Source organism: Mycobacterium colombiense (assembly GCF_003284935.1).
In the GTDB taxonomy this organism is placed as follows: Bacteria; Actinomycetota; Actinomycetes; order Mycobacteriales; family Mycobacteriaceae; genus Mycobacterium; species Mycobacterium arosiense_A.
Genome location: NZ_QMEV01000067.1, coordinates 1 through 24,294 on the forward strand (window position 1 = coordinate 1; position 24,294 = coordinate 24,294).

At 69.4% G+C, this 24,294-nt stretch carries 24 protein-coding genes and 1 pseudogene; 8 read left to right on the plus strand and 17 right to left on the minus strand.

Annotated elements, in window-relative coordinates; genetic code table 11:
• The 4 genes and pseudogenes from DQP57_RS21795 to DQP57_RS21810 all read right to left on the minus strand — a co-directional run.
• Nucleotides 1-787, minus strand: a pseudogene (locus tag DQP57_RS21795) (hypothetical protein); the annotation flags it as partial.
• On the minus strand, nucleotides 784-2,049 hold the full coding sequence (gene rsmH / locus DQP57_RS21800; RefSeq protein ID WP_112634726.1) for a 16S rRNA (cytosine(1402)-N(4))-methyltransferase RsmH: 1,266 nt from the start codon (nucleotides 2,047-2,049) through the stop codon (nucleotides 784-786). The gene rsmH and the pseudogene DQP57_RS21795, both read right to left, overlap by 4 nt.
• Nucleotides 2,024-2,455: a division/cell wall cluster transcriptional repressor MraZ gene (gene mraZ, locus DQP57_RS21805; RefSeq protein WP_112634727.1), complete on the minus strand. Its 432-nt coding sequence runs from the start codon at nucleotides 2,453-2,455 to the stop codon at nucleotides 2,024-2,026. The genes rsmH and mraZ overlap by 26 nt, the downstream gene beginning before the upstream one ends.
• 404 nt (nucleotides 2,456-2,859) lie before the next feature.
• Nucleotides 2,860-3,261 (minus strand): DUF3040 domain-containing protein, encoded by a 402-nt coding sequence (locus tag DQP57_RS21810; protein ID WP_112634728.1) that lies wholly within the window; start codon nucleotides 3,259-3,261, stop codon nucleotides 2,860-2,862.
• Nucleotides 3,262-3,599: 338 nt separating this feature from the next.
• Between DQP57_RS21810 and DQP57_RS21815 the strand changes: the two genes are divergently transcribed.
• Nucleotides 3,600-4,208, plus strand: a complete 609-nt coding sequence (locus DQP57_RS21815) for a GNAT family N-acetyltransferase (RefSeq protein WP_112634729.1) — start codon at nucleotides 3,600-3,602, stop codon at nucleotides 4,206-4,208.
• Nucleotides 4,209-4,369: 161 nt separating this feature from the next.
• Nucleotides 4,370-5,020: an LppM family (lipo)protein gene (locus DQP57_RS21820; RefSeq protein ID WP_112634730.1), complete on the plus strand. Its 651-nt coding sequence runs from the start codon at nucleotides 4,370-4,372 to the stop codon at nucleotides 5,018-5,020.
• Between the two features lie 9 nt (nucleotides 5,021-5,029).
• On the opposite strand, the gene DQP57_RS21825 is transcribed toward DQP57_RS21820, so the two are convergent.
• Nucleotides 5,030-5,926 carry a mycobacterial-type methylenetetrahydrofolate reductase gene (locus DQP57_RS21825; protein ID WP_112634731.1) on the minus strand — a complete coding sequence of 299 codons (897 nt, stop codon included), beginning with the start codon at nucleotides 5,924-5,926 and terminating at the stop codon, nucleotides 5,030-5,032.
• Nucleotides 5,927-6,185: 259 nt separating this feature from the next.
• Here DQP57_RS21825 and idsA2 point away from each other — a divergent pair, with 259 nt between their 5' ends.
• Together idsA2 and DQP57_RS21835 are read left to right on the plus strand one after the other, a co-directional pair.
• Nucleotides 6,186-7,235, plus strand: a complete 1,050-nt coding sequence (idsA2, locus tag DQP57_RS21830; protein ID WP_112634732.1) for a bifunctional (2E,6E)-farnesyl/geranyl diphosphate synthase — start codon at nucleotides 6,186-6,188, stop codon at nucleotides 7,233-7,235.
• A gap of 3 nt (nucleotides 7,236-7,238) precedes the next feature.
• Nucleotides 7,239-8,780 (plus strand): alpha-(1->6)-mannopyranosyltransferase A, encoded by a 1,542-nt coding sequence (locus DQP57_RS21835; protein WP_112634733.1) that lies wholly within the window; start codon nucleotides 7,239-7,241, stop codon nucleotides 8,778-8,780.
• A gap of 9 nt (nucleotides 8,781-8,789) precedes the next feature.
• On the opposite strand, the gene DQP57_RS21840 is transcribed toward DQP57_RS21835, so the two are convergent.
• The gene (locus tag DQP57_RS21840; RefSeq protein ID WP_007770743.1) at nucleotides 8,790-9,194 is read right to left on the minus strand and encodes an Rv2175c family DNA-binding protein; all 405 of its coding nucleotides are present in this window, start codon (nucleotides 9,192-9,194) and stop codon (nucleotides 8,790-8,792) included.
• 80 nt (nucleotides 9,195-9,274) lie between these two features.
• On the opposite strand from DQP57_RS21840, the gene DQP57_RS21845 reads away from it, so the two are divergent.
• Nucleotides 9,275-10,576, plus strand: a complete 1,302-nt coding sequence (locus tag DQP57_RS21845) for a protein kinase domain-containing protein (RefSeq protein WP_240631846.1) — start codon at nucleotides 9,275-9,277, stop codon at nucleotides 10,574-10,576.
• A gap of 101 nt (nucleotides 10,577-10,677) precedes the next feature.
• A complete protein-coding gene (locus tag DQP57_RS21850) occupies nucleotides 10,678-12,129 on the plus strand; it encodes an FAD-dependent oxidoreductase (RefSeq protein ID WP_112634734.1) in 1,452 nt (483 codons plus the stop codon).
• Here the strand turns inward: DQP57_RS21850 and DQP57_RS21855 are convergent.
• The 3 genes from DQP57_RS21855 to DQP57_RS21865 form a co-directional block, all read right to left on the minus strand.
• Nucleotides 12,126-13,514 carry a class II 3-deoxy-7-phosphoheptulonate synthase gene (locus DQP57_RS21855; RefSeq protein WP_112634735.1) on the minus strand — a complete coding sequence of 463 codons (1,389 nt, stop codon included), beginning with the start codon at nucleotides 13,512-13,514 and terminating at the stop codon, nucleotides 12,126-12,128. The genes DQP57_RS21850 and DQP57_RS21855 overlap by 4 nt on opposite strands.
• Before the next feature lie 86 nt (nucleotides 13,515-13,600).
• The gene (locus tag DQP57_RS21860) at nucleotides 13,601-14,083 is read right to left on the minus strand and encodes a polyadenylate-specific 3'-exoribonuclease AS (protein WP_112634736.1); all 483 of its coding nucleotides are present in this window, start codon (nucleotides 14,081-14,083) and stop codon (nucleotides 13,601-13,603) included.
• Between the two features lie 105 nt (nucleotides 14,084-14,188).
• Entirely contained in the window at nucleotides 14,189-15,058 is an 870-nt protein-coding gene (locus tag DQP57_RS21865; protein ID WP_430919958.1) for a hypothetical protein, read from the minus strand.
• Between the two features lie 108 nt (nucleotides 15,059-15,166).
• On the opposite strand from DQP57_RS21865, the gene DQP57_RS21870 reads away from it, so the two are divergent.
• Nucleotides 15,167-16,459 (plus strand): glycosyltransferase 87 family protein, encoded by a 1,293-nt coding sequence (locus DQP57_RS21870; RefSeq protein ID WP_165821869.1) that lies wholly within the window; start codon nucleotides 15,167-15,169, stop codon nucleotides 16,457-16,459.
• Here DQP57_RS21870 and DQP57_RS21875 read toward each other — a convergent pair.
• The 5 genes from DQP57_RS21875 to DQP57_RS21895 form a co-directional block, all read right to left on the minus strand.
• Nucleotides 16,456-17,184 (minus strand): lysophospholipid acyltransferase family protein, encoded by a 729-nt coding sequence (locus DQP57_RS21875; protein WP_112634738.1) that lies wholly within the window; start codon nucleotides 17,182-17,184, stop codon nucleotides 16,456-16,458. The two genes, DQP57_RS21870 and DQP57_RS21875, sit on opposite strands and share 4 nt — an antisense overlap.
• Nucleotides 17,185-17,270: 86 nt before the next feature.
• Nucleotides 17,271-17,669 carry a hypothetical protein gene (locus DQP57_RS21880; RefSeq protein WP_205869200.1) on the minus strand — a complete coding sequence of 133 codons (399 nt, stop codon included), beginning with the start codon at nucleotides 17,667-17,669 and terminating at the stop codon, nucleotides 17,271-17,273.
• Entirely contained in the window at nucleotides 17,657-18,937 is a 1,281-nt protein-coding gene (locus DQP57_RS21885) for an ArsA family ATPase (protein ID WP_205869202.1), read from the minus strand. The genes DQP57_RS21880 and DQP57_RS21885 overlap by 13 nt, the downstream gene beginning before the upstream one ends.
• The gene (locus tag DQP57_RS21890; RefSeq protein ID WP_112634740.1) at nucleotides 18,930-19,367 is read right to left on the minus strand and encodes an SRPBCC family protein; all 438 of its coding nucleotides are present in this window, start codon (nucleotides 19,365-19,367) and stop codon (nucleotides 18,930-18,932) included. Before DQP57_RS21890 ends, DQP57_RS21885 begins: the two co-directional genes overlap by 8 nt.
• A 103-nt stretch (nucleotides 19,368-19,470) precedes the next feature.
• Nucleotides 19,471-19,860, minus strand: a complete 390-nt coding sequence (locus tag DQP57_RS21895; RefSeq protein WP_112634741.1) for a polyketide cyclase / dehydrase and lipid transport — start codon at nucleotides 19,858-19,860, stop codon at nucleotides 19,471-19,473.
• 177 nt (nucleotides 19,861-20,037) lie between these two features.
• Between DQP57_RS21895 and DQP57_RS21900 the strand changes: the two genes are divergently transcribed.
• On the plus strand, nucleotides 20,038-21,840 hold the full coding sequence (locus DQP57_RS21900; protein ID WP_112634742.1) for an AMP-dependent synthetase/ligase: 1,803 nt from the start codon (nucleotides 20,038-20,040) through the stop codon (nucleotides 21,838-21,840).
• On the opposite strand, the gene pimB is transcribed toward DQP57_RS21900, so the two are convergent.
• The 3 genes from pimB to DQP57_RS21915 form a co-directional block, all read right to left on the minus strand.
• Nucleotides 21,837-22,988: a GDP-mannose-dependent alpha-(1-6)-phosphatidylinositol monomannoside mannosyltransferase gene (gene pimB / locus DQP57_RS21905; protein WP_112634743.1), complete on the minus strand. Its 1,152-nt coding sequence runs from the start codon at nucleotides 22,986-22,988 to the stop codon at nucleotides 21,837-21,839. The genes DQP57_RS21900 and pimB overlap by 4 nt on opposite strands.
• A 63-nt stretch (nucleotides 22,989-23,051) precedes the next feature.
• On the minus strand, nucleotides 23,052-23,894 hold the full coding sequence (locus tag DQP57_RS21910) for a hypothetical protein (RefSeq protein WP_240631847.1): 843 nt from the start codon (nucleotides 23,892-23,894) through the stop codon (nucleotides 23,052-23,054).
• 34 nt (nucleotides 23,895-23,928) lie between these two features.
• The coding region (locus tag DQP57_RS21915) for an NlpC/P60 family protein (RefSeq protein ID WP_133259290.1) at nucleotides 23,929-24,294 on the minus strand (366 nt) is incomplete at its 5' end.

Genomic DNA, 24,294 nt, shown 5'->3' on the forward strand with positions numbered 1-24,294 from the left:
CGGACCGCGACGGGACGGGGCCGCCGGGGGCCGGTTCCATCCGGACCGAGACCTCCGGAGGAGCGGCGGGCGGCTTCGGGGGCTGGGGCGCCTCGTCGGGCAGCTTGGCGTTCAGCGGCGGCGGCGGAACACCGTCGGCCGGCTTGGGCGTGCCGACCACGACCCAGTTCCCGGACGGATCCTGCACCAGGTGCGCGGTGTCCCTGCTCGGGATCATGCCTAGCTTGCGGGCCGCCTCCGCGAGCGCCGGGGCGGCTTCGGCCTCGCGCACGTCGCGCTCCAGCGCCTCCTTTTGCTGCTGCAGCAACCGGGTTCGCTCGCGGGCGTGGCTCAACTTGTACGAGCGCTCGGCGGAGTCGGTGGACAGCCACAGCGTCAGGCCCAGCCCGATGCCCAGCGCACCGATGATCAGCACGACGAACGGAACCTTGCTGGCCAGCGTCCGCGGCCGCAGGTCGATCGACGCCAGCCTGGTGGCCAGCCGTTCGGTCAGGCGAGGGCGAACGACCTTGGGCGCCTTGGCTTTGCGCGCCTTGGCCCGCGCCTTGGCCTGGCTGGTGCTCTTGGGCCGCGCGGGCCGCTGGACCGGCCGGGCGATCGGGCTGGTCTGCGGTCCGGACTTGGGCGCGCGGACCTCGCGGGCCGGTGCAGTTGTCCGGCCGCTTCGGGTGCGCCGCGTCGATCCGGATTCGGCCGCGGGACGACGGCTCCGTCGGGCAGCGCCGTCGCGGCCGCCGCGACGATCACTGCCGCCGCGCCGCTTCGACGCCTCGCGCTCTGCTCTCATGCGTCGCCTCTCCCGCTAGCCTGCTGTGACTGCATTCGTTGCAGCGCCCGCAATCGCACTGCGGCACTGCGTGGATTGCGCTCAATCTCGGCGGCGTCGGCCCGGTCGGCGCCGTGTGTCAGGGATCCGAATCGCGGCTCGTGGCCGGGAAGTTCGACCGGCAGGTCCACCGGGGTGCGGGACGCGACCGCCTGGGCGAAGAGCCGCTTGACGATCCGGTCCTCCAGCGATTGGTAGGCCATCACCACGATCCGCCCGCCGACGTCCAGGGCGTCCAGGGCGGCCGGAAGCGCGCGGCGCAGTGTGTCCAGCTCGTCGTTGACCGCCACCCGCAGCGCCTGAAACGTGCGCTTGGCCGGGTGCCCGCCGGTGCGCCGGGCCGCGGCCGGAATCGCTTCGTAGAGCAGGGCTACCAGGTCCGAGGTCGAGGTGAACGGCTGCCGGGCACGGCGGCGCACGATGTGTGCGGCGATACGACGTGCGAACCGCTCCTCGCCGTAGCGGTGCAAGATTCGTGCCAGCTCGGCCTCGTCGTAGGTGTTGACGATGTCGGCCGCGGTGAGCGGCGACGAGGGGTCCATCCGCATGTCCAGCGGGGCATCCTGGGCGTAGGCAAAGCCCCGCTCCGCGCGGTCCAGCTGCATGGACGACACCCCGAGGTCGAACAGCATTCCGTCTATCGATTCGGTTGCCGCATAACCGGATTCGTCCAGCGCGGCGGCGATGCCGTCGTAGCGGGTGTGCACCAGCGTGACCCGGTCGGCGAAACGCGCCAGGCGCGCCCGGGCGATGTCCAGCGCGCTGGGATCGCGGTCCAGCCCGATCAGCCGCAGGCCCGGCAGGTCGGTGACGAACCGCTCCGCATGCCCGCCCGCGCCGAGCGTGGCATCGACCAGGGTCGCCCCCGCCCCGTCGGGGCTGCGACGGGTCAGCGCGGGCGTGAGCAGTTCGACGCAGCGTTCCAGCAGGACGGGGACGTGCCCGTGATCGTCGGACCTCGAATTGTCAACCACCGCAACGCCTCCACGGATCTGGCGGCACCCGTCGGCCGCCCGGGCCACCGCCAAGCGGGTCCCCGCGCCGCTTCGGGTCTGCGCCGCCCGGACCGGCCTTACCGAGCGCTCGGGAAGAGGGGCGGCCCCTGCATCGAGGTCTCTGACCGAAATCGCGAACCTGGCGTTGGGGAAGTACGCCAGGGTCGGTTCGGGCAGAGGCCACGTTGCACGGGCATGCGCCTCAGATGATGTCGCCGAGTGCTTCATCGCTGGCCGCGGAGAAGTTCTCTTCGTGGGTCTGTTGGTAGTCCTGCCAGGCCTGCGCGTCCCAGATCTCGAGGTTGTCGATCGCGCCGATGACCACGCAGTCCTTCGTGAGGTTCGCGTAGCGCCGGTGATCGGCCGACAACGTGATCCGGCCCTGCGCGTCCGGGTGCTGCTCGTCGGTGCCCGCGGCGAGGTTGCGCAGAAACGCGCGGGCGTCGGGGTTGCTCCGCGAGGCCTTGCTCGCCCGGCGGGCCAGTTGCTCGAATTCCGCCCGGGGGTAGACGGCGAGGCTGTGGTCCTGACTCTTGGTGACCATCAACCCCCCTGCCAGCGCGTCGCGGAACTTAGCGGGCAGCGTCAGCCGCCCCTTGTCGTCGAGTTTGGGCGTGTAGGTGCCGAGAAACACCAGCTCACCTCCCCTATGGGGTCACCCAAACACTGCAGCCACCATACCCCACAATCCCCCACTACGCCCCATTCTTTGAGTGTCGTCGCGGCGTTTTCGCGGTTATCCGTCGTCAGAGGGCCGCCAAAGACGCGCGAAGGGTGTGTCGGGACCCCTCCCAGGCGTCTCGGACGCACCGTGGCACGGCGGGCCTACCAGGCGAAATACGGACAGTGGGGCTTCGTGGGGGACTTTAGTGGGGCGTGGTGGGGCCTAGATGCCTGGACGCGCTGCGGTTAGGGCTCGATTGAGCTGCAAAACGGCATCGACGGTTGCGCGGATGTCCGGCGCGCGGCCGGCGGCGCGCGGCCCAGGAAAAATGAAACGAGGCAGCCGATGGCTACCCCGAATGCGTCCGGCTGCGGTTAGTCGTCGAACCGACGGCGGAAGCGGTCCTCCATGCGGCTGGTGAACGAACCCCCGCCCTTGTTCCGGCGCTGACGCAACGAAGTGGCGGCCGGGCCGGAATGGTCGGGCCTGCCCGACAACCGAGGTCCGGTGATCGCGAAGATCACTCCGCCGAACATGACGATGAACCCGAAGACGCTGAGGATCGGGAAGTTTCCGATCATCGTCGCCTTGAACGCCACCCCGGAGACCAGCATCGCCAGACCGATGACGAACAGCGCCACGCCCTGCAGCCGCCGGCGGGCGGTCGGTGCGCGAAAGCCACCGCCGCGGACGCTCGACGCGAACTTGGGGTCCTCGGCGTAGAGAGCGCTCTCGATCTGATCGAGCATCCGCTGCTCATGATCGGAGAGTGGCATTCGTCCCTCCTTGCCGACTGTTTGGCACGTGACTATCGGTACCACGCGGATGCCCGTTGCGGGGGCAACTAATTGAATGATACGAGGTCAATCTGCCCCATACCACTGGTTCGGCGCCGATTCTATCCCCGCCGCCCACGGACGCCCCCGCAGACCGCAACTGCCGTGCGCTACAACCGGCTTCCTTCAACCGTGGCGGTTCGCCGGTCCGGCGTCACGACCACTCGTCGGGCCGTCACACGCGGGTCCGATAATGGGCGATAGCGGCCAAGTCCACCGCGACACATACCGCCGGCGCACCGCAGTACCCCGAGCACCGATGAGGAGGAGACCGCGAGTTGGCCATATTCCTCATCGATCTGCTGCCCCATGACATGGAGCGCCGCCTCGGTGACGCCCTGGCGGTGTACGTCGATGCGATGCGCTACCCGCGCGGCACCGAAAAGCAGCGCGCCGCGATGTGGCTGGAACACATCCGCCGGCGCGGCTGGCAGGGCGCCGGCGTCGTCGAAACCGAAGAGGCCGAAGACGCAGGCGCGCAACCGCCCTCGGCCGAGGTGCTGGCCAGTGCCCCGTTGCTCGGCGTGGCCTATGGCTATCCGGGTGCGCCAGGGCAATGGTGGCAGCAACAGGTGGTGTTGGGCATGCAGCGCGGCGGCTCACCGCCCCAGGAGATCTCCCGGCTGATGAACAGTTACTTCGAGTTGACCGAGCTGCACATCCATCCCCGCGCCCAGGGTCGCGGTCTGGGCGAGGCGCTGGCCCGGCGGCTGCTCGCGGGTCGCGCCGAGCAGAATGTGCTGCTGTCCACGCCGGAAACTACCGGTGAACCCAACCGCGCCTGGCGGTTGTATCGGCGCCTGGGCTTCACCGACGTCATCCGCGGCTACCACTTCGCCGGGGATCCGCGAGCGTTTGCGATCCTGGGCCGCGAGCTACCGCTCTAGCCCCGACCGGCCACGACCCGCCACGGGCCGGAACACGCCACCTTATTCAAGTGGCACATCCGATCTGGCACGATGACCTGGTGCGAGCCAGCTCTCCCCCGTCCCGCAGCCGAGGATCCCGAGCGTTTCGAGCTCGACGCCGGCGACTGACCGCGCTGGCGATGTTGCTGCTGCTGGTGCCGCTGGCCACCGGATGCCTGCGGGTCCGCGCCTCGCTCACCATCTCCCCCGACGACCTGGTGTCCGGCGAGATCGTCGCCGCCGCGAAACCCAAGACGTCCAAAGACACCGGCCCCCAACTGGACAGCAACAACCTGCCGTTCAGCCAGAAGGTGGCGGTGTCGAACTACGACAGCGACGGTTACGTCGGCTCGCAGGCCGTGTTCTCCGACCTGACATTCGCGGAGTTGCCGCAGCTGGCCAACATGAACTCCGACGCCTCCGGGGTGAACCTGACGCTGCGCCGCAACGGGAACCTGGTGATCCTCGAGGGCCGGGCGGATCTGACCTCGCTGACCGATCCCGAGGCCGACGTCGAGCTGACGGTCGCCTTCCCCGGCGTGGTGACCTCCACCAACGGCGACCGGGTCGAACCCGACGTGGTGTCGTGGAAGCTCAAGCCCGGGGTGGTGAGCACGATGACCGCCCAGGCCCGCTACACCGACCCCAACACCCGCTCCTTCACCGGCGCGGTGGTGTGGCTGTGCATCGCGTCGTTCGCGGCGGCCGGCGTGGTGGGGCTGCTGGCCTGGGTCAGCCGGGACCGGTCACCGCGCTTGACCGCGCCGCGCGACCAGCCGCCGCCCAGCTAGATCCGCCGGTTAATCCCCCTGGACCGGCGACCAGTAGGCGAGCATCTCCGCGAACGTCTGGAAGGCCGGCCCGGAATTCCCGTAGGTCGCCTCCAGGTGGATGCTCAGCGGGAAGCCCAGTTCGGCGACCCCGTCGATGACCCGCTTGTACAGGTCGAGCATCTGCTGGCGCTTCTGTGCGGGTTCGCCGGCGGCCAGCTTCTTGACGAACTCCTGCTCGGCGGCCACCGCGGCGTTGCCCGGGTCCTGGATGAGCCAGTTGATCAGTCCGACCCGGCTCTCCATCTTCGGCACGAATCCGAACGACAGCAGGATCTCCGGCCGGTGGTCGGTCTGCCTGGCGAACTCGCTCAGAAAACCCACGATCGCGTCGGAGTACAGCAGCTGGGTCATGCCGTAGGTGGCGCCCTGGTCGCACTTGAAATTGAACCGGCCCTGTTCGCCGTCGCGGGTGGGGATCAGGATGACGCCGCGGTTGGTCACCAGCTCGCGATAGATCGACAGGGCGTCGGTGGGGGCGACGCCGGAGCCCTCGCCGTCGTTCATGGTGCGCGGCACGCCGACGAAGACGACGCCCTCCATGCCCGCCGAGGTCAGCTCGGTCAACCGCGCGCGCAGCGACGCCTCGTCCATGAACGCGGTGACCTGCGTGCACAGGCCGCTGATCCCGGGCAGTTCTGGTTTGACGATCGACCAGAAGTCGAGCACGTCCAGCTTGGGCTTCATCTGAATGGGGCGGTCGTCGTCCTCGGCGATGATCCCCGGAATCATGACGTGCCGGATCCGGCCGCCCAGGCCCGCCTCGGCCGAATTCCGCACCACTTTGTGCGCCTCCTCCAGTGCCCGCTCCCGGCCTTCGTCGGCGTTCGGCGGCACCAGCTCGAGGGCAATGGTGTTGAGGGTCACGCGGCTTCTCTCCATCTGACGACTGTTGGCCCGGGGCGTCTTGTGCCCGCGCCATATTCGCGGGCCTCAGCGCACCCGCCAGCATAGGGGCGGGTTAGTGAGCCACGCGAAGCAACTGGGTCCGCCCGCCCGCGTCATGGGGAAGGCAACCCCGGTGCCGCGGCTAATACACTGGTCGAGCCTGCAACACCCAGCCCGCCGAGCAGAAAGGGGCGCCGCGCTGAGCCTAGGAGCCACCGCAGCAGCGGCAACCGTCGAGTTGACCGGCGCCATTACCGACCAATTGCGGCGGTACATGCACGACCGGCGCACCGAGACCGCGTACATGGGAGACGACTACAGCGGTCTGATCGCCGCGCTGGAAGACTTCGTGCTGAGCGGGGGCAAGCGGCTGCGGCCCGCCTTCGCCTATTGGGGCTGGCGCGCCGTGACCACCGAAGCGCCCGATGAGCAAGCGCTGCTGCTGTTTTCCGCACTCGAGCTGCTGCACGCCTGCGCGCTGGTGCACGACGACGTCATCGACGACTCCTCCACCCGGCGCGGCCGGCCGACCACGCACGTCCAATTCGCGGCGTTGCATCGCGAGCGGCAGTGGCAGGGCTCGCCCGAGCAGTTCGGCATGTCGGCCGCCATCCTGCTCGGCGATCTCGCGCTGGCCTGGGCCGACGACATCGTGTTGGGTGTCGAGTTGACGCCGCAGGCGGCGCGGCGGGTGCGCAGGGTGTGGGCCAACATTCGCACCGAGGTGCTCGGCGGGCAGTACCTCGACATCGTCGCCGAGGCCAGCGCGGCCGCCTCGATTGCCTCGGCGATGAACGTCGATACCTTCAAGACCGCCTGCTACACCGTGTCCCGGCCGCTGCAGCTCGGGGCGGCGGCGGCCGCCGACCGGCCCGACGTCCACGACGTCTTCAGCCAGTTCGGGACGGACCTGGGCGTGGCCTTTCAGCTGCGCGACGACGTGCTGGGGGTATTCGGTGACCCCGCGGTGACCGGCAAGCCGTCCGGGGACGACCTGCGCTCGGGCAAGCGCACCGTGCTGCTGGCCGAGGCGGTCGAATTGGCGGAGAAGTCAGACCCGTTGGCGGCCAACCTGTTACGCACGTCGATCGGAGCCCGACTGACCGACGAGCAGGTGGATCGGCTGCGCGAGGTCATCGAGTCGGTGGGCGCCCTGGCCGCGGCCGAACAACGGATCGCCGCGCTGACCCAGCGGGCGCTGGCCACGCTGGCGGCCGCACCCATCAATACCGCGGCCAAGGCGGGCCTGTCCGAATTGGCCAAGCTGGCCACGAACCGGTCCGCCTGATCGATGACGACGCCGACCGATACCCCGGCAGCCGACTCACCGGCGGCCAAACCGACACGCGGCGAATGGGTTTCACGTCTGAAGACCTTCCTCGTCACCGGCGACTCGCGCCCGGCGAAGCTGGGCATGCTCGGCTCGGTGCTGATCACCCTGGGCGGTCTGGGCGCGGGCAGCACCCGCCAGCACGATCCGCTGCTCGAGTCGATGCACATGTCCTGGTTGCGTTTTGGCCACGGCCTGGTGCTGTCGTCGATCGTGTTGTGGACCGGTGTCGGTCTGATGCTGATCGCGTGGCTGGCCCTGGGCCGCCGGGTGCTGGCCGGCGAGGCGACCGAGTTCGTCATGAAAGCCACCACCGCGTTCTGGCTGGCGCCGTTGCTGGTGTCGGTGCCCGTCTTCAGCCGGGACACCTATTCCTATCTGGCGCAGGGCGCGCTGCTGCGCGACGGCCTGGACCCGTACGCCGTCGGCCCGGTCGCCAACCCAAACAGCCTGCTGGACAACGTCAGTCCCATCTGGTCGATCACCACCGCGCCGTACGGCCCGGTGTTCATCCTGGTGGCCAAGGTCATCACCATCGTCGTCGGCAACAACGTGGTGGCCGGCACCGCGCTGCTGCGACTGTGCATGCTGCCCGGCCTGGCGCTGTTGGTCTGGGCGACCCCGCGCATCGCGCATCGGCTGGGTGCCGACGGTGCGACGGCGCTGTGGATCTGCGTGCTCAACCCCCTGGTGCTCATCCATCTGATGGGTGGGGTGCACAACGAGATGCTGATGGTGGGCCTGATGGCCGCCGGCATCGCGTTGACGTTCGGCGGCCGGCCCGTCGCCGGCATCACGCTGCTCACCGTGGCCATCGCGGTCAAAGCCACCGCCGGCATCGCGCTGCCCTTTCTGGTGTGGGTGTGGCAGCGGCAGCTGCGCGAGCGGCGCGGATATCGGCCGGTGCCAGCGTTTTTCGCGGCCACGGCGCTATCGCTGGTGACCTTCGTCGTGGTGTTCGCGGTGTTGTCCGCGGTGGCGGGCGTCGGGCTGGGCTGGCTGACCGCGCTGGCCGGCTCGGTGAAGATCATCAACTGGCTGACCGTGCCGACCGCGGCCGCCAACCTGATTCACGCGATCGGCGGCGCGTTCTTCCCGGTGAGCTTCTATCCGATCCTTCGCGTCACCCGGCTGGTCGGCATCGCCGTCATCGCGATCTCGCTACCACTGCTGTGGTGGCGGTTCCGCCGCGACGACCGGGCCGCGTTGACCGGCATCGCGTGGTCGATGCTGATCGTGGTGCTGTTCGTGCCGGCCGCCCTGCCCTGGTACTACTCGTGGCCGCTGGCGATCGTGGCCCCGCTGGCGCAGTCCCGGCGAGCGGTCGCGGTCATCGGCGGGCTGTCGACCTGGGTGATGGTGATCTTCAAACCCGATGGCTCGCACGGCATGTACTCGTGGCTGCACTTTTCGCTGGCCACGGTCTGCGCGCTGATCGCCGGCTACAGCCTGTATCGCGCCCCGGCGCGGCAAGCCGAGCTCGCCGACGTCCCCGCCGATTGAGCGAAGGGCTCAGTAGGCCATCGCCTGCGCCCGGCGCACGACTTCCCTTGCCTGATGGGCATGCAGGGCGTCGACGGGCCGGGCGTTGTTGAGGGCGTCGCGGCTGCCGTCGCGGGTGACCGTCAACGAGGGGTCCCGGGTGAACAACCAGCGCACGATCTCGGTGTCGTGGTAGCCGCCGTCGTGCAGGATGGTTAGCAATCCGGGCAGGCTCTTGACCACCTCGCCCGACTTGGTGAAGAACACCTGCGGCACCACCAGACCCTCGTCGCGGCGAACCGCAACCAGGTGCCCCTCCCGGAGTTGCTGATGCACCTTGGTGACCGGCACCCCCATCAATTCGGCGACCCGCTTGAGGTCATAGATCGGCTCGTCGGGTTCTAGCACATCGTCGCCGGCAGGAATACTGCTCATCCCGGCAAGTGTAGGCCTAGATGGCCGCCTTGAGCCCGTGTTCTACCGGCCAATCACGGCCGCACACCTACGATGGCCCCGTGGCCCAAGCGCAATCGCCCGGACCCGCCTCGGGCCGGGCCGGCCCGCATGGTCGCCGACCCGAACCCGGGTCGGCCGATCCGCTGGAGAACACCTTGCTGGACGGCCGCTACCTGGTTCAGTCCAGGATCGCCAGCGGCGGCACGTCGACGGTGTACCGCGGCCTGGACACCCGGCTGGACCGCCCCGTCGCGGTGAAGGTGATGGATTCCCGCTACGCCGGCGACGAGCAGTTCCTGACCCGCTTCCAGCGTGAGGCCCAAACCGTCGCCCGGTTGAAGGACCCCGGACTGGTCGCGGTCTACGACCAGGGGCTGGACGCCCGCCACCCGTTTCTGGTGATGGAGCTGATCGAGGGCGGCACGCTGCGCGAACTGCTGGGCGAACGCGGACCCATGCCGCCCTACGCCGTCGCGGCGGTGCTTCGTCCGGTCCTCGGCGGGTTGGCCGCCGCGCATCGGGCCGGCCTGGTGCATCGCGACGTCAAGCCCGAGAACGTGCTGATCTCCGACGACGGCGAGGTGAAGATCGCCGACTTCGGGCTGGTGCGAGCCGTCGCCGCCGCCGGAATCACCTCCGCCAGCGTCATTTTGGGCACCGCGGCCTACCTGTCGCCCGAACAGGTGCGCGACGGCAGCGCCGGTCCGCGCAGCGACGTCTACTCCGCGGGGATCATGACGTTTGAGCTGCTGACCGGGCGTACACCGTTCACCGGCGACTCGGCATTGTCGCTCGCCTACCAGCGCCTGGACACCGACGTGCCGCCACCCGGCGGGGTCATCGACGGGGTCCCCGCGCAGTTCGACGACTTCGTGCGGCGTGCCACGGCCCGCGATCCCGCGTACCGCTACGCCGACGCGATCGAGATGCGAGCCGACCTCGACGCCATCGCCGACGAGCTTGCGCTGCCGGACTTCTCCGTCCCTGCGCCCCGCAACTCCGCGCAACACCGTTCGGCGGCGCTGCAGCACAGCCGGACGAGCCAGCGGCCGCCCGCCGCGCAACAGCCCAATGCGCCCGAACCGGTGCCGGTGCGCCAGCCCACACGCCAGATGACGCGGGGGCCGCAGGACTGGCCGGAGCCCAACCACCCGGCGCAGACCGACGACGAACCCGAGGACGATTACGAATATGAGGCTGTCACAGGCGAATTCGCGGGCATCCCGATCAGCGAATTCGTCTGGGCGCGCCAGCACAACCGGCGCATGGTGCTGGTCTGGGTGGCGCTGATCCTGGCGATCACCGGGCTGGTCGCGACCGCGGCGTGGACCGTGGGGAGCAACCTCGACGGACTGCTGTAACCCGGCCGCGCGACGGATCGACGCATCCAACCGCGACACGAATCTTAACGTAATCACAAGGTTCTCTTATTTTTCTTAATTTTGGTGTACCGTGCTTCTGCATGGGTTCGACAACGCATCGCGTCGACTCGCCGAACCGGCTCGGCGAGCACGCAGTCGTACTGGGTGCCGGAATGGCGGGTTTGCTTGCCGCGCGCGTACTTTCGGAGTTCTACGATTCGGTCAGTGTGGTCGAGCGGGACAGATTGCCCGACTATCCCTGCCACCGCAGGGGCATCCCCCAGGGCCGCCACCTGCACAACTTCTACAGCCGCGGCCTGCAGGTGCTGGAGGAACTGTTTCCCGGCCTGCTCGAGGACCTGTCCAGGGCGGGGGCCGTCGTCGTCGACGACGGCGATTTGTCGCGGTTCTACGTGCGCTTCGGGCGCTACGAGATGAAACAGTCGGGCACGTTCGCCGATCCGGACGCGTTGGCGCTGCACATGACGACCCGGCCGTTCATGGAGTTTCACCTGCGCCGGCGCGTCAAGGCCCTGCCGAATGTGACGTTCCTCGACGGGCACGACGTGTCCGAACTTCTCAACACCGCGGACATCGTCAACGGGGTGCGAATCACCCGGCGCTACAACGGTTTTCTCAGGGCGCTGGACGCCGACCTGGTGGTGGACGCCATGGGGCGAGCGGCGCGCACCCCGGCGTTCCTGGAGAGCCTGGGTTACCCACGGCCAACCGAGGATCGGGTGGTGGCCCGATATGGCTACGCGAGCCAACAGTTGAGCATGCCCGAGGCATCGATCCCCCAGCGGCTGGTGATGTTCAACCCCGGGGGCGGCAGGCCGGGAGGCTTGTTGCTTGCCAATGAGCACGACACGTTCATGCTGGCGATCGGCGTGCCGGTCGAGGCCGGCGAGCCACCCACCGATTTCGCCGCGATGCTCGCGATGGCCGAGCCGTCTTTGCCCCCGGCGATCATCGAGGGCCTGCGCCGCGCATATCCCATCGGGGAAGCCGTGACATATCACCACGGCGCCGCGATCTGGCGACGCTACGACCAGATGGCCGAATTCCCTTCGGGTTTGCTGGTGATGGGCGACGCGTTGTGCAGTCTCGATCCGACGTACGGCCAGGGCATGACGATCGCCGCGCTGGAAGCGCTGACCCTGCGCGACTGCCTGCAGGCGGGAGATGCCCAAGTGGCGCAACGCTTTTTCCGGGCGACGACGCACTACATCGGTCAGACGTGGGCCGCCAATCAGCTCAGGGACCGGACCACGTCCGGCGGCTACCGGCCGCGCGGAGTGCGCGCGCGACTGCAGGACTGGATGTCCCGAGCTGCGCTGAACGCCTCGACCCACGACGCCGTCTTGACCGAACGCTTCTTTCGGGTCTCCAACTTCATCGACTCGCCCTCGCGGCTGCGCGATCCCGCCCTGCTACCACGCATCGTGTGGGGCAACCTGCGAGCCCGGTTCACCTCGAGGCGAAGCCGCACCGCCCCGGCCGGCCTGACGCCGCAAGGCCCACAGCCGGAGTGGATTTCGGCGCGCCGCTAGTCGCGCAGCATCTCGGCGACCAGGAACGCCAACTCCAGCGACTGCTGGGTGTTCAGCCGCGGATCGCACGCGGTTTCGTAACGGCCGACCAGGTCGGTGTCCGAAATGTCTTGTGCCCCACCCAGACACTCGGTGACGTTCTCGCCGGTGATCTCGACGTGGATGCCCCCCGGATGGGTGCCCAGCGCGCGGTGCACCTCGAAGAAGCCCTGCACCTCGTCGACGATGCGGTCGAAGTGGCGGGTCTTGTAGCCGTTGGACGACTCGTGGGTGTTGCCGTGCATCGGGTCGCACTGCCAGATCACCTGGTGACCGGTGGCCTGGACCTTCTCCACGATCGGGGGCAGCAGGTCGCGAACCTTGTTGTTGCCCATCCTGCTCACCAGCGTCAGGCGGCCGGGCTTGTTGTGCGGGTCGAGCCGCTCGACGTATTCGACGGCCAGCTCCGGGGTGATCGTCGGGCCGATCTTGACGCCGATCGGGTTGGCGATCACCTCGGCGAAGGCGATGTGCGCGCCGTCGAGCTGGCGGGTGCGCTCACCGATCCAGACGGTGTGCGCCGACAGGTCATACAGCTGCGGTTCGCCGGTGTCGCTCTCGGACAGGCGCAGCATGGACCGCTCGTAGTCGAGCACCAAAGCCTCATGGCTGGCGTAGATCTCGGCGGTCTGCAGGTTGCGGTCGGCCACCCCGCAGGCGCTCATGAAGCGAAGGCCGCGATCGATCTCGGTGGCCAGCGCCTCGTACCGGGCGCCGGCCGGGGAGGTCCGGACGAATTCCCGGTTCCAGTCGTGCACCAGGTGCAGGGAGGCCAAGCCCGACGACGTCAGCGCCCGCACCAGGTTCATCGCCGCGCTGGCGTTGGCGTAGGCGCGCACCAACCGCGACGGGTCGTGGTCGCGCACGGCGGCGTCCGGGGCGAAGCCGTTGATCATGTCGCCGCGGTAGGACTTCAGCCCCAGCGCGTCGATGTCGGCCGACCGGGGCTTGGCGTACTGCCCCGCGATGCGGGCCACCTTGACCACCGGCAGGCTGGAGCCGTAGGTCAGCACCACCGCCATCTGCAGCAGCGTGCGCACGTTGCCGCGGATGTGGGGTTCGGTGTTCTCGGTGAACGTCTCCGCGCAGTCACCGCCCTGCAGCAGGAAAGCCTCGCCCCGCGCCACCTGGGCCAGCTGTTCCTGCAGCCGGACGATCTCCGAGGGCACCGTCACCGGCGGCACGCTTTCGAGGACCGTGCGCATCGCCGTCGCCTGGTCGGCGGGCCAGCTCGGCTGCTGGGCGGCCGGTTTGGCCAGGGCGGCGTCCAACCGCGCCCGCAGATCGGTCGGCAGCGGCGGCAGCGGCGGCAGCTGATCGATCGGTATGTCGACGGTCCAGTTCATCGGTCCATCGTAACTGGGGCGCGGGGGTCTCTGGTCAGGGCTGATCTGCGGGAACGCGGCCCGGCCGGGCGCGTCCCGCCGCCGTCTCAGTCCCCGGCGGTGATGAGCCGGTATCTGCGGAGCTGATCGCGCGCGTCGACCAGCGCGTCGTGCGCGTCGGACGACCGCGGCGGCATCCGGGGGCTGCCCCGGTCTTCCCACAGTTGCCGCAGCTCGCGGGTGAATCGCGGTATCGCTCGCGGCAGCTCCGGCATGGTGCCCCACAGCTGGCACAGGGCCACGTGGTCGTAGGCCGCCACCCACGCCCACAGCTCGATCGGCTCGGTGCCCCCGACACCGAAGAATTCCTCGAGGTCCTCCCGGATCCGCCGGCGCGAGCGCCACAGCTGCGACGCCGGGGGCGGCAGCTTGGGCAGCACGTTGGCGCGCACCCATGGCCCGGCGCGCTCGGGGTCGAATTCGGTGGACACCGCGTAGTACTCGCGGCCGTCTTCGGCGGCCACCCCGATCGAGATCAACTCGATGGTGCGGCCGTCTTCGATGAATTCGGTGTCGTAGAAGTACCGCACCGGAGAAAGCCTAGACCGGCGACGATGAGTGCCGGCACGGCACGAAGGAGGAGGCGGTCCATCGCCCCAGCCGGCGACGATGAGTGCCGGCACGGCCGCCGCGGGCTACCGACTGATCAGAATCGGCCCGGTGGGCGCCGGCGCGGGGTGGACCTCGTGGTCGAGTGTGGCGTCGACGGTGCGTTCGTCGGGCAGTCGCGGTGTGCCGGCGATGGCGCACTGCAGGTACAGCTTGGCCCGCACCACCGGGCGGCGCAGCCTGCGCTCGCGTTGCAGCGCCCGGCGCATCTTGTCCGGTTGCGTGGAGTACCGCCACCGGGCCCACGGGGCATGCGGGCGCGACAGCCGGACGGCGCCGATGACCAGCAGGATGACCAGGAACATGCCCAGCAGGCCGGTCCACACCTTGCCCTTGAGCACCACCACGACGGCCAGCGGCAACGTCAACGCCATGGCGCCGGCCACCACGGCCCGCAGCGCCGTCGACTCGGCGCTGTGCCAGATCGGCAGGAAGAACATCAGCGGGTGCAGGCCCATGATCAACAGCCCGGCCACCGCCACCGCGGCGAAGACCGCGTCCACCGAGGTGCGGCCGTCTTCGGACCAGTACACGTCGGACAGGTGCAGGATCAGCGCGTACTCGTCCAGGACCAGCGCCGCGCCGATCCCGAAAAATGTTGCCGCAATGGTGAATTCGGGTTCATGCCCGTCGATGGACAGCGTAACCAGCGTCAGGCCCGAGAGCAGGGTCAGCACCACCCCGAAGGTCACGTGGTGGATGTGCACTCCCCCGACATGGACGTTGCGCGGGTGCCACCACCGGGCGGGCCGGCCGGCGGTGGCGCGGTGCCGGATGAACCGCACGCAGGTTCGCGTGACGAAGAACGTCAGGATGAAGGCCACCAGGCAGCACAGCAACGGCAGGTGACCGCGGTCATAGACGTCGTGGGCGAACCACCGGGTCACCTCGGCCACGAACGAATGGAGCACTCTTGAAACGTACGCCTGTCCGCGCCGGGCTCGTGGGACCCGCGCTGCACCAGGCGGGTCGGGCCCCCGGCACCCATTACGCTGTTGTGCGACATGAGTACACGGCAGGCGCCCGGGGCGGGCTTGGCAGGTAAGCGTGGCCCCCGGTGGGCGCTGTGGTGGGGGCTGGCCTGGCTGACCGCCGCCGCGGGGCTGAGTTACGCGGCGTGGCAGCTGTTCGGGCACACGCCCTATCGCATCGATATCGACGTCTACCAGATGGGCGCGCGGGCCTGGATGGACGGCCACCCGCTCTACCGCGGGGACGTGCTGTTCCACACGCCGATCGTGGATCTGCCGTTCACCTATCCACCGCTGGCCGCCATCGTGTTCTGCCCGTTCGCCTGGATGCACATGCCCACCGCCAGCGTCGCGATCACCGCCTTGACGCTGGTGCTGCTGGTCGTGTCGACCGTGATCGTGCTGACCCGCCTCGACGTCTGGAGCACCTCGGCGACCCTGCCGGGCCCGGCCTGGCAGCGCCGGTGGTGGCTGGCGATCGTCACCGCGGCGGCCGCGACGATCTGGCTGGAACCGATCAGCTCGAACTTCGCCTTCGGCCAGATCAACGTGGTGCTGATGACGCTGGTGATCGCCGACTGCCTGCCGCGGCGCACGCCGTGGCCGCGCGGGCTGCTGCTGGGCGTCGGCATGGCGCTGAAACTGACCCCGGCGGTGTTCCTGCTCTACTTCCTGTTGCGCCGCGACACCCGGGCGACGCTGACCGCGCTGGCGTCTTTCGTCGGGGCGACGCTGCTGGGTTTCGCGCTGGCCTGGAACGACTCCTTGGAGTACTGGACGCACACCCTGCTGCACACCGACCGCATCGGTTCGGCGTCGTTGAACACCGACCAGAACATCGCCGGCGCGCTGGCCCGGCTGGGGCTGGGACAGCAGGAACGGTCTCTGCTCTGGGTGGCCGCGTCGCTGCTGGTGTTGGCGGTGACCGTCTGGGCGATGCGCCGGGCGCTGCGCGCCGACGAGCCCGCGCTCGCCCTGGTGTGCGTGGCGCTGTTCGGGCTGGTGGTGTCGCCGGTGTCCTGGTCGCACCACTGGGTCTGGGTGCTGCCGGCGGTGCTGGTGACGGGGATCGTGGGCTGGCGGCGACGCAACGCTGCGCTGATGGTGGTCAGTGCCGTGGGGGTGGCGCTGATGCGGTGGTCGCCCATCGACCTGCTGCCCAAGCATCACGAGGCGAGCGCCGTCTGGTGGCGTCAGCTCGCCGGGATGTCCTACGTGTGGTGGGCGCTGGCCGTCCTCGTCACGGTGGGAGTCACCGTCGCCGCGCGCGGGCTGTCGCGGGACACGGCCCCCCAGCAGTTGGCGCCGGTTACCGCCGTCGGCTAACCGGCCGCGGTTTCGGGAATCCGGACGGCCTCGCCGTTGGCCGCGCCGTCGTTACCGCCCTTTTTTAGGCTCGCCGCGTAGATGTCGACGTATTCCTGACCGGACAGTCCCATCAGCTCGTAGATCACTTCGTCGGTGACGGCCCGCTCGATGAAGCGGTTGCCGGCCAGCCCGTCGAAGCGCGAGAAGTCCATCGGCTTGCCGAACCGAACGGTGACCCGGCCGAACCGCAGCATGTTGGTTCCGGGCGGGTTGACGACGTTGGTGCCGATCATCGCGACCGGGATGACCGGGACGCCGGTCTCCAGCGCCAGCCGCGCGAGTCCCGTCTTGCCCTTGTACAGCCGGCCGTCCGGCGACCGGGTGCCCTCGGGGTACATGCCCAGCAGCTTGCCCTGGCTCAGCACCTGCTGCGCGGTGGTCAGCGCGGCGCGGGCGCTGTCGGCGTCGGTGCGGTCGATCGGCACCTGGCCGACGGCCGTGAAGAACCACCGCTGGAACCAGCCCTTGAAACCCGTGCCGGTGAAGTATTCCGACTTGGCCAGGAAGGTGATTCGGCGGCGCACCACCAGCGGAAGGTAGAAGCTGTCCATGACCGCCAGGTGGTTGCTGGCCAGTATCGCCGGCCCGGAGCTCGGAACGTGTTCTAGGCCTTCAACTTTCGGCCGCCCCAGCAGCGATAGCAGCGGGCCGAGGAGCACGTACTTGAACAGCCAGTACCACATGGCCCTCCCTCTCGGCTATACCCGCTGATGTTCTGCGCCAACTGTACCCATCCCCACCCGAACCGACCACCTGCGACGCAGGCGGTTCACTCCTCGAGCGTGACCGGGATGGGCTGATACCGGGTCCGCGACGCGGCGTCGGCGGGCGCGCCGGGTGCGCCCCCGGGCGGACCGTCCGGCGGCGGCTCCGGTGTCGGTTTGGCGGACCGGTCGATGTCGCTGACGATGTCGCGAACCACCTCGAGCAGGGCGATGCTGTGGTCGGCGATCGCGGTGAGCAACGGGTGCTGGTCGCCGGTGGCCAGCGCGGCCAGCGCGCAGACCGGGCACCACACCTGCTGGCACTTGCCGGTGCCCACGCCCGCGCCGGCCGTCAGCGCCGCCGCGGCGCGGACCGCGGGGTCGATGCCGTCCAGGATCGTCTGGGCGAGCCTCCGCAGTTCCGGACCGATGTCGGAATGACCCCCACCACTCACTTCGGCCACACCTCCGGATCTGGTCGAAAACGCACCGTCAATTCGCTACCCCGTAGATGTGCGTCCAGCACCGTGCACCGCCGAAGTACTGATGCCAACCTAACCCGGCGCCGCAATCCGCCGGCGCTGATGATCAGATCGTCATCGACCCGGCCCAGGGTCAGGCCCGACGGATCGAGTTGCGGCAACGCCAGCCGCATTCGGTAGATGGACGCCAGTCCCGTCCCGGATTCGAGGTCCACGGTGGGCCGCAGGGGGCCCGGCGGGGCCGTGCCGCCCCGGCGCCGCGCCGCGTCGAGCAGCCCGCTCAGCGCCTTGGGGCCGATCGGCTCGCCGGACAGATGCGGGGTCATCACCAGCGCCACCTCACCGATGGTGGCGTCGAGCTCGTCGAGCACGCCGCGCTGCTCGGCGATGCGCTCGGTGTACCAGTAGAAAGCGGGGTGTTCGGGCAGGTTGCGGTACTCATACGAGTCGTCTTGCAGCAGAACCTGATTCACGATCAGCTCTTCGACGCGCACGCCCATCAGGGCCAGCGAACCCAGCGTTCGGGCCGCCTCGGCCGCGACCACCCGCTCGGGGGTCAGCACCAGGTGCGCACTCACCAGATCGCCGTCGGTGAGCAGCGCGCTCAGCGACTCGACGTGAGAGCTGATCCGTTCGAGCAGCTCGACCACCGCCGCCGACCGGGCGTCGTCGACGGTGACCGACAGCCGGCGATGCCGCGGCCAGGCCCGCTCGACGTAGAGCCCGAAGGTGGCGGGCAACGTCAGCATCCGCAACGCGTCGGCGGTCGACGCGCAATCGACCACCACCCGATCCCATCGCCCGCTGCGGGCCAGCTCGCCGACGGCGTGCAGCCCCAGCACTTCCTGTACCCCGGGGAGGGCCGAAAGTTCTTCGGGCGCAATGGTACTCAGTTCAGAGTCGGGAAAGCGGCGATCCAGGGTGGCGACGACCTCATGCCAGCGGACCTCGAGCAGGGCCAGCGTGTCCAGGGCGAGCGCGTCCAGAAATCCGCCGCCGGCCTCCGTCTGCCCCGTTTTGAGGTCGGCGAGTACCCGCACCGGGTCGCCCTGACTCGGCGATACCGGAACGCCCAGCACATCACCCAGCGAGTGCGCCTGGTCGGTCGAAACCACCAGCACGCGCTGCCCGGCGCTCGCGGCACCGACAGCGGTGGCGCAAGCCAGGGTGGATTTCCCTACCCCACCTTTGCCGACGAAAAGGCTGATCCGGGCCGGGGCAGGCGCTCCGAATTCAGTGGACTCACTCAGCCTCGACTCGTTTCTTCAGATCTTTCAGCGCGGTGTCGGTCAACCGGCGCTCGGCCTTGCGCTTGAGCAGGCCGATCATCGGCATGGCCAGATCGACGGAGAGTTCGTAGGTGACTTCGGTGCCAGATCCCTTGGCCGCCAACCGGTATGAGCCTTCCAGCGAACGCAGTAGCGAGCTCGAGACCAGCGTCCAGCTCACCGATTGGCGATCCTTGGGCCACTCATAGGACATCACCATGGTGTCCTTGATCACCGTGGCGTCCATGACGATCCGCGCAACCTTGGGGTAGCCGTCGCCGTCCTTCTCGACGACCTCGGCTTCCTTGTACTCCGAGATCCACTGCGGGTAGGAATCGATGTCCGCGATCACCTGCATCACGGTGGCCGGGTCGGCCTCGATGTAGATGGTTTGCGTCGTCTTCTCCGCCACCTGGTTGCTGCCCTCTCTCCCGCAAACGGATCGACCGCTGTCGAATGTGCGGACCCCGCGGGTCTCGGTCCGACACGGTACTCTCCGGCAGGACCTGACCCGGCTAAACTACCGGAGAAACTCCGACCGGACGTGACCGTTCCAGTGTCGTCTTGACCTCGAAGGCCATTTTCTTGCCCGCCACCCGACGGCGGTGCGTCATCTTCGCCAAGTTCAGCTTGGCCAGCTGCCAGGCCGCCACCCCGGTCGGCTCGGCGTGCAGGAAGTAGTGCAGCACGACGCCGTCCAGCGACGGTTCCAGCCAGACCTCCATGGTCCCGGTCAACGCGCCGGTGACCGACCACCGGATGCCCTTTTCGCCGCGATCCTCCACGACCTGCAGCCGCAGGTCCGGCCACCAGCGTCGCCAGCTCGACTGCTCGGCCACCGCGGCGCCCACCCGTGCGCCGTCGGCGGCGACAAACGTCTCATCCGCGATCTGGATGCTGTTCATGACCCCAGCTTCACACACCGGCCCGCGGCGCCCCGCCGAGGGCGGACCGGACGCCGCCGCGGGCAATCGCGGCCCCCGCCCGACCCACTCTGACCGTACTGGGTCAACGCGCGGATTAGGCTGGTCGGCAGCAACCCGCTCCCGGGAATCTCCACGAGGTCAATCGAGGTCACAAGAGTGCGTGAGTACAGCGTCCCCGCCCGCTTCTCCGTCGGCGAAAGCGACAACATCGCCGCGATGGTCTTCGAACACGAGCGCGACGACCCCAATTTCGTCATCTACCAACGCCAGGTCGACGGCGAGTGGACCGACGTCACCTGCGGCGAGGCGGCCGAGCAGATCCGCTCGGCCGCACTGGGTTTGATCGCCCTGGGGGTGCAGGCCGGCGACCGCGTGTCGATCTTCTGTGCCACCTGCTACGAATGGGCGATCCTCGACCTGGCGATCCTGTCGGTGGGCGCGGTCACCGTGCCGATCTATGAGACGTCGTCGGCCGAGCAGGTGCGCTGGGTGCTGCAGGACTCCGAGGCGGTGCTGGCGTTCGCCGAGACCGACGAACACGCGGCCATGGTCACCGAGCTGACCGCCGAACTGCCCGCCCTGCGCCGGGTGCTGCACATCAACGGGTCGGGGCCCAAGGCGCTCGACCAGCTCGTGGAGGCCGGCGCGTCGGTGGAACCGGCCGAGCTGACCGCGCGCCTCGAGGCGCTGCGGGCCTCGGATCCGGCGACCCTCATCTACACCTCGGGCACCACCGGGCGGCCGAAGGGCTGCCAGCTGACGCATTCGAATCTGCTGTATGAGACCCGCGGCGCCAAGGAGAGCCTGCCGACGCTGCTCGACGAGGGCCAGCGGCTGCTGGTCTTCTTGCCGCTGGCTCACGTGCTGGCGCGCTCACTGACGTTGTCCGCGTTCGCCAACAAGGTGACCGTCGGCTTCACCAGCGACATCAAGAACCTGGTGCCGCAGTTCGCGGTGTTCAAGCCGACCGTCGTGGTGTCGGTGCCACGGGTGTTCGAGAAGGTCTACAACACCGCCGAGCAGAACGCCTCGAACGACGGCAAGGGCCGGATCTTCGCCGCGGCCGTGCAAACCGCCGTCGACTGGAGCGAGGCGCAGGACCGCGGCCGCCGCGGGCCGGTGTTGCGCGCCAAGCACGCCCTGTTCGACCGGCTGGTCTACACCAAGCTGCGCGCCGCGCTGGGCGGCGACTGCCACGCCGCGGTCTCGGGCGGCGCGCCGCTGGGCTCGCGGCTGGGCCACTTCTACCGCGGCGTGGGCCTGACCATCCACGAGGGCTACGGCCTGACCGAGACCAGCTCGGCGATCACCGTCAACCAGGTCGGCAACGTCAAGATCGGCACGGTCGGAACGTTGGTGCCCGGCAACAGCATGCGCATCGCCGAGGACGGCGAACTGCTGGTCCGCGGCGGCGTGGTGTTCACCGGCTACTGGCGCAACGAGCAGGCCACCGAAGACGCCTTCACCGAGGGCTGGTTCCGGACCGGGGACCTGGGCGTGCTCGACGAGGACGGCTTCTTGAAGATCACCGGGCGCAAGAAGGAGATCATCGTGACCGCCGGCGGCAAGAACGTCGCGCCGGCCGTCCTGGAGGACCGGCTGCGGGCCCACCCGTTGATCAGTCAGGCGATGGTCGTCGGGGACAACAAGCCGTTCATCGGCGCGTTGATCACCATCGACCCCGAAGCGTTCGACGGCTGGAAGCAGCGCAACCAGAAGGGCGCCGGCACCTCCGTGGGCGACCTGGCCACCGACCCCGACCTGGTCGCCGAGGTGGACGCGGCCATCAAGGACGCCAATCAGGCTGTGTCCCATGCGGAATCGATCCGCAAGTTCCGCATCCTGCCGGTCGATTTCACCGAGGACACCGGTGAGCTGACGCCGACGATGAAGGTCAAGCGCAACGTGGTGGCCGAGAAGTTCGCCTCCGACATCGAGGCCATCTACGAGAAGGACTAGCTGCCCGGTCCGCCGAGTAGCGCGCCCAGCCGCGCCGCCAGGGTGTCCCAGCGCCACTGGTCCATCACCCATTCGCGCCCGGCCGCGCCCATGGCGGCCGCCCGGTCGCGATCGGTCAGCAATTCGGTGATGGCGTCGGCGATCTGGTCCACCTCGCGGCCGTCGACGACCAGCCCAGTCTTGTTGTGCCGCACCGTTTCCGGGGCTCCTCCCGACTTGCCGGCGATGACGGGCACGCCGGTCGCCGAGGCCTCGAGGAAGACGATGCCCAACCCCTCGACGTCCAGCCCGGCGCCGCGGGTGCGGCACGGCATCGCGAACACGTCGGCCAGCGCGTGATGCGTGGGTAACTCGGCGGCCGGGATGCCGCCGGTGAAGGTCACGTCGTCGGCCACCCCGCACTCGCGGGCCAGCGCGCGCAGCGAGTCCTGATAGGGCCCGCCGCCGACGACGACCAATGCCGCGCCGTCGACCCGTCGCCGGATCGAGGGCAGGGCCCTGATGAGCATGTCCTGGCCCTTGCGCGGCACCAGCCGCGACACGCACACCACCGTGGGCCGCTCGCCCAACCCGTAGCGGGCCCGCAGCTCGGCCCGGCCCGCCGGGTCGGGCCGGAACCGGTCGGTGTCCACTCCGGACGGCAGATACTCCAGCGACGCCTTGGGCCCGAACGCCGGCGCGAACCGCGACCGGGTGTAGCGGCTGACGAACGTGACGACGTCGGTGTCGTCGCCGATGCGGCGCAGCACCGAGCGGGCGACCGGAAGCATCGACCACCCCACCTCGTGGCCGTGGGTGCTGGCCAGAACCCGGCTCGCCCCGGCCCCGCGGGCGCGCTGGGCCAACAGCGCCAGCGGCGCGGCCGCGCCGAACCAGACGGTGTCGATGCCGTGCTCGGCGATCAACCGCCGCATCCGGGCGTCGACCGCCGGGCCGGGCAGCATCAGCGTGCCCGGATGGCGCACCACCCGATAGCCGGCGGCCTGGGCTGAGCGGTCAAAGGCGTCGGCACCCTTCCACTGCGGCGCGTACACCGTCACCGAATGCGGGCCGCCGTCGACCAGCCGGCCGACGAACTCACCGAGGTACGACTGGATGCCGCCCGGGCGGGGCGGAAAGTCGTTGGTAACCAGCAGGACCCGACTCACCTGCGTCAGGCTAGCCTGACGGCGATGCGCCCGGTGCACACGGTCGCAGCGGGGCGATGCCGCCTAGTGGCCCAGCCACTGATGCCAGCGGGTGAGCAGGCCCGCCGGGCTGTCACCCAGCACGTCTTGACCGGCGACGGTCATGTCGGTGTGCCGGACGCCGCAGGCGGCCAGGTAGAGGTCGCGCAACTTCGGCGGTCCATAGGTGTCGGCGACGAATCGGGCGAACCACCACGCGCGGTCGTAGGCCAGCGAGCGCTGCTCGCCCGGCACATCGAGATCGCCGTCGGTGGGCAGCGTCATGGGTAGCAGCGTCTCGGCGGGCACCGGGGTCGGCGGGCGCCCAACGAAGTCGGCCACCCCCTCGGTGAGCCAGCGGGGCGCATCCGCGGCGGTGTCGGCGCGCGCGGCGTAGTGAAAAAGCTCGTGGGCCAACACGATTCGCAATGACGCCGCGCTCATGGTGGCCGCCCCCGGCGCGAACACTATCCGCTCGCCGTCGGCGACCCGGCGAACGGGATCGAGGCGGTCGACCACCGTCACTGCCGCGATGTCGGCCCACTGCGACGCCGGTCCCCCGCCGGCGGCCGCGCGGAATTCCTCGTCCGTGCCCGCCGCGACCACCGAAATCTCGCGGGCCCAGTCGGTACCCCAGAACGACTCCACCGCGGTGATCGCCGCGCCCATGCCCGCGCCCACCCGGGACAGCAGCCGGTCGCTGGCCGGGCCGCCGAGCCCCACCAGCCGCACGGTGCGGTCGCCCACGGCGATCGACCTGGCCGACGCGCCGGGTTGGCTGCGGGCGGGCGTGACCAGCTGAGCGGGCCGGATCCGGGCTTCGCGCTGGGCGTCGAACGGCACCGCCGCGACCACCACGAGTTCGACGACGAAAACCCAGGCCAGCAGTATCGAGAGCCGCCGGCGGCGCGCTCCGGGGTGTCTAGTAACGGCGAGCGTCGTAGATCGGACCGCCGGCACTCATCGGCGCCACCCGGACCGGCACGCCGTAGGTCGAGGAGTGGATCATCATGCCGTCACCGATGTAGATGCCGGTGTGCGAGGCGTCGGAGTAGAAGGTGAGCACGTCACCGGGCTGCAGGTCCCCGAGCGAGACGGGCTGGCCGCCGTGAGCCAGCGCCTGGCTGGAGTGCGGCAGCGAGATGCCGGCCTGCTGGAAGGCCCACATCACCAGGCCGGAGCAGTCGAATCCGCCCGGCGCGGAGCCACCCCAGACGTAGGGCGAACCGACCTGGGTCAGCGCGGCCTGCACGACGGTGGCACGGTCACCGCCGCCGACACCGCCGGG

What these genes read in the sequence shown, in the direction of transcription:
- rsmH (WP_112634726.1), bottom strand. Translation starts at nt 2,049, where the DNA reads ATGAAGCACTCGGCGACATCATCTGAGGCGCATGCCCGTGCAACGTGG.
- DQP57_RS21810 (WP_112634728.1), bottom strand. Translation starts at nt 3,261, where the DNA reads ATGCCACTCTCCGATCATGAGCAGCGGATGCTCGATCAGATCGAGAGC.
- DQP57_RS21820 (WP_112634730.1), top strand. Translation starts at nt 4,370, where the DNA reads ATGTTGCTGCTGCTGGTGCCGCTGGCCACCGGATGCCTGCGGGTCCGC.
- DQP57_RS21835 (WP_112634733.1), top strand. Translation starts at nt 7,239, where the DNA reads ATGACGACGCCGACCGATACCCCGGCAGCCGACTCACCGGCGGCCAAA.
- DQP57_RS21840 (WP_007770743.1), bottom strand. Translation starts at nt 9,194, where the DNA reads ATGAGCAGTATTCCTGCCGGCGACGATGTGCTAGAACCCGACGAGCCG.
- DQP57_RS21850 (WP_112634734.1), top strand. Translation starts at nt 10,678, where the DNA reads ATGGGTTCGACAACGCATCGCGTCGACTCGCCGAACCGGCTCGGCGAG.
- DQP57_RS21855 (WP_112634735.1), bottom strand. Translation starts at nt 13,514, where the DNA reads ATGAACTGGACCGTCGACATACCGATCGATCAGCTGCCGCCGCTGCCG.
- DQP57_RS21870 (WP_165821869.1), top strand. Translation starts at nt 15,167, where the DNA reads ATGAGTACACGGCAGGCGCCCGGGGCGGGCTTGGCAGGTAAGCGTGGC.
- DQP57_RS21875 (WP_112634738.1), bottom strand. Translation starts at nt 17,184, where the DNA reads ATGTGGTACTGGCTGTTCAAGTACGTGCTCCTCGGCCCGCTGCTATCG.
- DQP57_RS21895 (WP_112634741.1), bottom strand. Translation starts at nt 19,860, where the DNA reads ATGAACAGCATCCAGATCGCGGATGAGACGTTTGTCGCCGCCGACGGC.